The organism is Brevundimonas sp. (assembly GCF_036405315.1).
Taxonomy (GTDB): Bacteria; Pseudomonadota; Alphaproteobacteria; order Caulobacterales; family Caulobacteraceae; genus Brevundimonas.
The window spans coordinates 1-7,231 of sequence record NZ_DASWXW010000071.1; the positions used below are offsets into that span (position 1 = coordinate 1).

Annotated in this window: 5 protein-coding genes; 3 read left to right on the forward strand and 2 right to left on the reverse strand. The window is 69.4% G+C overall.

Features of this window, described 5'->3' with window-relative positions; translation table 11 throughout:
- The 3 genes from VGE49_RS04615 to VGE49_RS04625 all read left to right on the forward strand — a co-directional run.
- The coding region (locus VGE49_RS04615; RefSeq protein WP_331032571.1) for an EF-Tu C-terminal domain-related protein at positions 1 to 96 on the forward strand (96 nt) is incomplete at its 5' end.
- 264 nt (positions 97 to 360) lie between these two features.
- Positions 361 to 1,932: a PAS domain-containing hybrid sensor histidine kinase/response regulator gene (locus VGE49_RS04620; protein ID WP_331033402.1), complete on the forward strand. Its 1,572-nt coding sequence runs from the start codon at positions 361 to 363 to the stop codon at positions 1,930 to 1,932.
- Positions 1,933 to 2,243: 311 nt separating this feature from the next.
- A complete protein-coding gene (locus VGE49_RS04625) occupies positions 2,244 to 3,566 on the forward strand; it encodes a hemolysin family protein (RefSeq protein WP_331033403.1) in 1,323 nt (440 codons plus the stop codon).
- Between the two features lie 281 nt (positions 3,567 to 3,847).
- Here VGE49_RS04625 and VGE49_RS04630 read toward each other — a convergent pair whose 3' ends face one another.
- Entirely contained in the window at positions 3,848 to 5,494 is a 1,647-nt protein-coding gene (locus VGE49_RS04630; protein WP_331033404.1) for an amino acid ABC transporter ATP-binding/permease protein, read from the reverse strand.
- Positions 5,495 to 5,505: 11 nt separating this feature from the next.
- Positions 5,506 to 7,122, reverse strand: coding sequence for a thiol reductant ABC exporter subunit CydD (cydD, locus tag VGE49_RS04635; RefSeq protein ID WP_331033405.1), 1,617 nt, complete (start codon positions 7,120 to 7,122; stop codon positions 5,506 to 5,508).
- Positions 7,123 to 7,231 lie beyond the last annotated feature (109 nt).

A 7,231-nucleotide genomic window follows, 5' to 3' on the forward strand; every position in this document is an offset into this window, starting at 1 on the left:
ATCACCCCGATCGCCATGGAAGAGAAGCTGCGCTTCGCCATCCGTGAAGGCGGCCGCACCGTCGGCGCCGGCGTCGTGGCCAAGATCGTCGCCTAAGCGATGGATCCGGGTCCTCGGACCCGAACAGTACCGGCCTCAAGCGGCGCGCAAGCGCGGCAGGCCCAGTATAGAGTAAGCGTAACAGAGCGGCCCCCCGGAGCGATCCGGGGGGCCGTTTCTGCGTTCGGGGCAGGGGAGCGTTCACCGGATTGATCTGAGTCAAAACCTGCCGGGTTCGGATGAAAAAGCGTCGCGATATCGCCGATATTAACGAAGCGACGGCGAAATGGGCGCAAGGCCTCCCTGACGAAAGGGAAGCTTATGAACGACATCGACTGGCCGCGCCGCGCGGGCCTGTCCGGAGCGCTGGACGAAGCGGCGATCGTGGCGATCACGGATCGCGCCGGCCAGATTCTATACTGCAATCAGAAATTTGCGGATGTCAGCGGCTACAGCCGCGCCGAGCTGGTCGGGCAGAACCATCGACTGGTCAATTCCGGCCACCATCCCCGTGAGTTCTTCCAGACCCTGTACCGAACGATCGCCAGCGGCGCCGTTTGGCGGGGCACGATCCAGAACCGCAACAAGAACGGCGAGCTCTACTGGGTCGACACCACCATCGTGCCCAATCTGGGCGAGGACGGGCGGCCTGAAACCTACACCGCCATCCGCTTCGAGGTGTCCGATCACGTCCGGGCCTTGAAGGCGCTGGAGGTCGCCCAGAACGAGACCCGCCGGGCCGCCCAGGCGCGGGATCGCTTCTTCGCCAACATCAGCCACGAGGTGCGCACGCCGCTGAACGCCGTGCTCGGCCTCGCTTCCGCCCTGACCCAGACGACGCTGACGGAGCGGCAGGCGCAGATGCTGTCCCTGATCACCGGGGCCGGCGACGCCTTGCGTCGGGTGCTGGACGACATGCTGGACCTGTCCAAGATGCAGGCGGGGCAGTTCCGGTTGGCGCCGGCCCCGTTCGACCTGCGCGCCGACATCACGGCGGTCGTGGAGATGCGAGCGACGACGGCGGAACAGCGTGACGTGGCCCTGTCGGTCGCGTTTTCCGATGCCGCGGACGGACGGGTGTTGGGCGACGGCGTCCGGATCACGCAGATCGTGTCCAACCTGGTCTCCAATGCGGTCAAGTTCACGCCGACGGGCAAGGTGGACGTGCGGGTGGATCTGACGACCCAGGCGGACGGGGACTGTCTGCGGATCGAGGTGCAGGACACCGGCATCGGCTTCGATCTCGAGGCGGCCGCGCGCCTGTTCAACCCCTTTGTCCAGGCCGACGACACGATCTCGCGAGAGTTCGGCGGCACAGGACTGGGCCTGTCGATATGCAAGTCCCTGACCGAGTTGATGGGCGGCGAGATCTCGGCGCGCTCCGCACCGGGCGAGGGCAGCCTGTTCTCCGTCGTCCTGCCCGTTCAGCGTCTGGACGCCGCGCCGGAGGCGGCGAACGAGATCGAGCATGCGGACAAGGCGGCCCAGGGGCAGCGTATCCTGCTGGTCGAGGACAATCCCGCCAACCAGATGGTGGTCAGCTGTCTGCTGCAGCCCCTGGGCTTCGAGATCGTGACCGCCGACAACGGTCAGGAGGGCGTCGATCAGTTCGAGCAGGGCGGCTTCGACCTGATCCTGATGGATATGCAGATGCCGGTGATGGATGGGCTTGCGGCGATCTCGATCATCCGGAAGCAGGAGGCCGGGCGGAGGCTGCACCGAACCCCGATCATCATGCTGACCGCCAATACGACCGACGCGCATCATGAGCGCGCGATGCAGGCCGGGGCCGACGCCCTGGTGGCCAAGCCGGTGACGCTGGAGATCCTTCTGGAAGGCCTGCACCAGGGCATGGCGGCGTCGGAGGCCTGGCCGGCGGCGATGGCCGCCTGAGACCCGGGCGTTGCGGAACCGCGCGCCGCGCCCGACGTTGGGCTACGACGTTAAGAAGCGGGTAACTATAGATGCGGCGCGCGATCAGGCTGGGATTGTTCATCGGGACCATCATCGGGATGAGCGCATGCGGCGCCGTTCCGGACCCCGATGGGCGACCCGCCTCTGGCGTCTATGGTTCGATCGGGGGCGGGCGGACGCATTGAGCGGAGGCCGGCGGCAATGAAATACTGGCGCGGTCGGGCGATCAGCCTTACTATTGCCAAGCGGACGCCGGTTGTCGCGCCGCGCCGCGGGTTTCTCCCCTTTCGATGTTGACCATCGCTATCGCCGTCGTGCTGCTGCTTGTGGTGCTGAACGGCCTTTTCGCCATGACCGAGCTTGCGGTCGTCTCGTCGCGTAAGTCCAAGCTTCAAAGCCGTGCCGAGCGCGGGGATCGAGGGGCCCGTGCGGCCCTGAAGCTGTCGGAGGAGCCGACGCAGTTCCTCTCGGCGGTCCAGGTCGGCATCACCCTGATCGGGATTCTGGCGGGCGCCTATGGTCAGGCGACCATCGCGGGCGAGCTGGACCGGATTCTGGAAGCCAGCTTCCCGGCGTTGGCGCCTTATTCGCAATTCGCCTCGACGGCCCTGGTGGTGGTGCTGATCACCTATGTCTCGCTGATCGTCGGCGAACTGGTGCCCAAGCGCCTGGCCCTGATCTTCCCCGAGACCATCGCGTCGAAAATGGCGGCGCCGATCTCGACCATGGCCCTGGTGATGAAGCCCTTCGTCCTGCTGCTGACGGCCTCGACCTCGGGCATCCTCAAGGTTATGGGCGTCAAGGACCGCGATGGTTCGGACGTCACCCAGGAAGAGGTTGAGAGCATTCTGGCCGAGGGCACGTCGGCGGGCCTGATCGAGCCTGAAGAGCAGGTGATGATCGAGGAAATCCTGCGCCTGGGCGACCGCGCCGTGCGCGTGGCCATGACGCCGCGCCACGAGGTCTTCTGGATCGCCCTGGACGACACCGAGGAAGTCCTGCGCGAGGAAATCCGCACCTGTCCCTATTCGCGGATCGTCGTGGCGCGCGAGAGCGACGTCGATAATCCCCTGGGCGTGGTCCACAAGAAGGACCTGCTGGACGCCCTGCTGACCGACGGCTCCTACGACATCGAGAAGCTGGTGGCCGAGCCCGCCTTCATCCCGCAGTCGACTTCGGTGCTGAAGGCGCTGGAGATCCTGAAAGGGTCGAAGGTGCACATGGCCTTCGTCGTCGACGAATACGGCGCCTTCGAAGGCGTGGTCACGGCCACGGACCTTCTGGAGATGATCGCCGGCGACTTCAATGAGAGCCACGACGAGCAGGATCTGTCGATCCGCAAGCGCGAGGACGGCTCCTGGGCCGTGGACGGCCAGGCCGACCTAGATGAACTGGGCGACGTGCTGGGCGAGGACTTCGGCGAGCACGAGAGCTTCCACACCGTCGCCGGTCTGGTGCTGCACCACCTGTCGCGTCTGCCGCAGGAGGGGGAGATCCTGCAACTGGGTCGCTTCGAGGTCGAGGTGATCGACATGGACGATCGTCGGATCGACAAGCTGCTGTTCCGGGCGATCATTCCGGGGCAGGGCAACGGCCCGACGGACACCGACTGATCGGCCCCGATCGGCGGCTTCTAGGAAACGACAAAGCGCACGTCCGTCCAGCGGGCGTGCGCTTTTTCATGGTCAATTCTTGGCCGTCAGTTTTTGGCCTTGTCGCCCATGTTGCTCCAGATGGAGGCGAAGCCGAGGACGGCCATGAAGACGAGGAAGGCCGAGACAATGGCGGCGATGGCGGGAACGACGTCTGCGGGCATGGGGTATCTCCTTTGGTCCCAGCAAAGCCGTTCGCCGACGGTCATGCCTTGATTGAGATCAAAGGAATGCGGGGCCGCTCAGGCGGCCGCGCGGGCCCCATCGGAAGCCATCTGCACGGCGCCGGACGGCGACAGGCCCGTGACCGCCAGGCGCCGGTCGCACAGGGCCAGGGGCGCGGGGCGGTGACTGACCAGGATCAGGCCCTGGCCAGTGCGCTCCAGGCGCGCCGCCAGCCGTTCCAGCACGCGGGCTTCGGTGGCGGCGTCCAGACCCTCGGTCGGCTCGTCCAGCACCAGCCAGGGGGCGGGGCGCAGATAGGCGCGGGCCAGGCCCAGACGGCGACGCTCGCCGCCTGACAGCCGGGCGCCGTTCTCGCCGAGCGGGGCGTCAAGGCCGGCGGGGGCGGCGCGGATGCGGTCGGCCAGATCGGCGTCTTCGAGCGCGGTCCACAGGGCCTCGTCGTCGGCGCCGGGCAGGGCCAGCTTCAGGTTCTCGCGCACGCTTCCCGCCAGCAGGACGGCTTGCTGCGGGGCGTAGGCGAACAGGGCGCGCGCGGCGTCGGGCGAGACTTCGGCTGCGTCCACGCCGCCGAGGCTGGCCTCGCCGGGTAGGGGCGCGCGCAGATGCATCCAGCGTTCGATCAGGGTGGTCTTGCCGGCGCCCGAGGGGCCGGTGACGGCCAGACGCTGCGGCGGGATCAGGCTTGGATCCGCCGACGGCAGGTCGAGGCTCGGCGTGGCGATGGGGGCGGACGCGACAGGCGCCGCTTCCAGCAGGTCGCCCAGCCGCTCCACCGCCGCCTCGACCGCGCCGTTGTGGCGGAAGGCGGTCAGCAGGGCGCCGGCGCTCTCGACCGTGGTCACGGCGGCCAGAATGGCCAGGGCGATCAGGGGCGGCGAGGCGGCGCCTGCTGTGGCCATCACCCCGACGACGGCCAGGGCCATGGCGCTCGACTGGGTCAGCATGATCCAGCCCCCGGCCGAGGCCAGACGCTCGGTCGCGCGTTCCAGGATCGCGCCGCGCTCCGCCAGACGCTCCACGGCCCAGGCCTTGACGCCATAGGCTTGCAGCTCCGGCGCGGCGGCGGCGAAGGCGGCGAACCCGGTCTTCAGGTCGCCAGACGCCGCCTGGACCGCGCGCCCGGCCGGTTCGGCCAGCCAGCGGCCGACCAGGGCCGCGGCGAGGACGCCGAACGCGCTGGCGGCGGCGATGGCCAGGGCGGTCGTCCAGCCGGTCCGCAGGGCCAGGCCGAGACCGGCGATCAGGCCGGCGGCGGCGCCCCATGGCGCGGACAGGCGCACAAAGCGGTTCTGGATCGCGTCCACGTCCTGCACCATGCGCGACGAGGCCTCGCCGCCCGCCAGGGCCAGGGCGCGGGGCGCGGGGCCGCGCGCGATTCCCTCGAACAACTGGGGACGGAGCGCAGCCAGGGCCTTCAGCGCGGCGTCGTGGCCGGTGATGCGTTCGGCGTAGCGCGAGCCGGTGCGGACGATGGCGAAGAAGCGGATCAGGGCGCTGGGCACCATGAAGTTGAAGCTGTGCGCCACGGCGGCGCCCGCCATTCCGGCGAGGGCCGAGGCGGTGATGAACCAGCCGGACACGCCCAGAAGCAGGACGGCGGCGGCGGACACCAGGGCGGCGCAGACGGAGGCGGCCAGAAGCCGGGCGCCCTGACGGCGCTCCTGCGCCCGGATCAGGGACTTGAGGCGGGCGACGCCGGACATGTTCGGTACGCTCACAGCCGCACCACGACGTCGGCCAGTTCGGCGACGGCCTCGGAATGGGTGGCGATCAGGGCGGTGCGGCCTTCGGCGGCGGCGCGGATGATCGGCAGCAGGGCGGCCTCCGACGCGGCGTCCAGATTGGCGGTGGGTTCGTCCAGCAGCAGGATCGGCGCGGGCTTGAGGAAGGCGCGGGCCAGACCCAGCCGCCGCCGCTCGCCGCCCGACAGACCGCCGCCGCGCTCGTCGATCATGCGGTTCAGATCGCCGGTGAAACCGGCGCGGGCCGCAGCCTCCATGACGCGATGGCTCGGCGCGGCGCGCCAGGCCAGGGCGATGTTCTCGGCCAGGGTTCCGGGCACCACCACCGGCGCCTGCCCGGCCCAGGCGATCCAGCCGGTGAGGTCGGGATGGTCGGACAGGCGGACGTCGTTGACCTCGACCGCGCCGCCGCTCAGGGGCGACAAGCCGAGAAAGAGATGCAGCAGGCTGCTCTTGCCCGAGCCGCTGGCGCCGAGCAGGGCGACAGTGGCGCCGGGCGCGACCCGCAGATCGAAGCCGGTCAGGACGGGCGCGCCCGCCTCATAGGCGATGGCCACGTCGCGGAAGACGATGGCCGGGGTGTTGACGGGGACCGGCGGACGCAGGGCGACGGGCGCGGCGTCCCCGGTCAGCTTTTTCAGGCTGGGCACGGCGGCCTCTGCGGCCTGTCGGTCGTGATAGGCGGCGGCCAAGCGGCGCATGGGGGCATAGACCTCGGGCGCCAGGGCCAGCAGGAAGAAGGCGCGGGTCAGGCTCAGTTGCTCGGGCGCGGGGAAGGGCAGCAGCTTCAGCAGGTTGAAGCCGCAATAGACGGCGACCAGGGCCACGGCCAAGGCCGAGAAAAACTCGAGGATGGCCGAGGACAGGAAGGCGATCTTCAGCACCTTGCCGGTGCGGCGGGCCAGATCGTCGGAGGCCCGGGCGATCACTGTCGTCTGCTGTTTCTCGGCCTGGAAGGCGAGAATGGCGGGCAGGGCGCGGATGCGGTCGAGGAAGAGGCCGGACAGCCGCTCCAGCGCCTGGAATTGACGGCGGCTCTCGGCGCCCGCCGCCATGCCGGTCAGGGCCATGCCGATGACGAAGGGCAGCAGGGTGAAGATGAGGATGCCGGCGGTGAAGGGGCTGACCACGGCGGCGACGGCGATCAGCAGAAGCGGCGTCACGGCGGCGGCCATGCGGGCGGGCAGGAAGCGCGAGACATGGCCGTCCAGCGCCTCGACCCCCTCGACGGTCGCGGTCATGGTCTCGGCGTCGGACAGGCGGCCCGAGAAGGCGCCGTTCAGGACCTGACGCCGCAGGTCGCCCTTGACCGCGCGGGCTGCGCGCGCGGCCACGACGGTCGCGACCTGGGTGAGGCCGCCGCGCGCCAGCAGGGAGGCGACGGCCAGCGCGGCGCCGGGCAGGGCATGGCTGTATCCCTGCGGCAGGGCGCCGACGGCCAGTCCGAGGCCCGCCGCAAACCCTACGGCCGGAATCGCGTCGGCGATCACCAGGCCGCTGGCCAGGCTCATGATCCGCTTGCGTGGCGACAGGGCCGTCTTCAGCCACTTGGCCGGGGCGGCGTCTGCTTCGATCGGCTGGGCCGTCATCGTCTCTCCTGCTCCGTCCGCGCGAACAGACATAGACCAGCGCGAAGGCGCATTGGGCGAATCGTCCTTGTGACGAAACAGCCTTGGGCGAAACGCCGTCTAGAGCGAG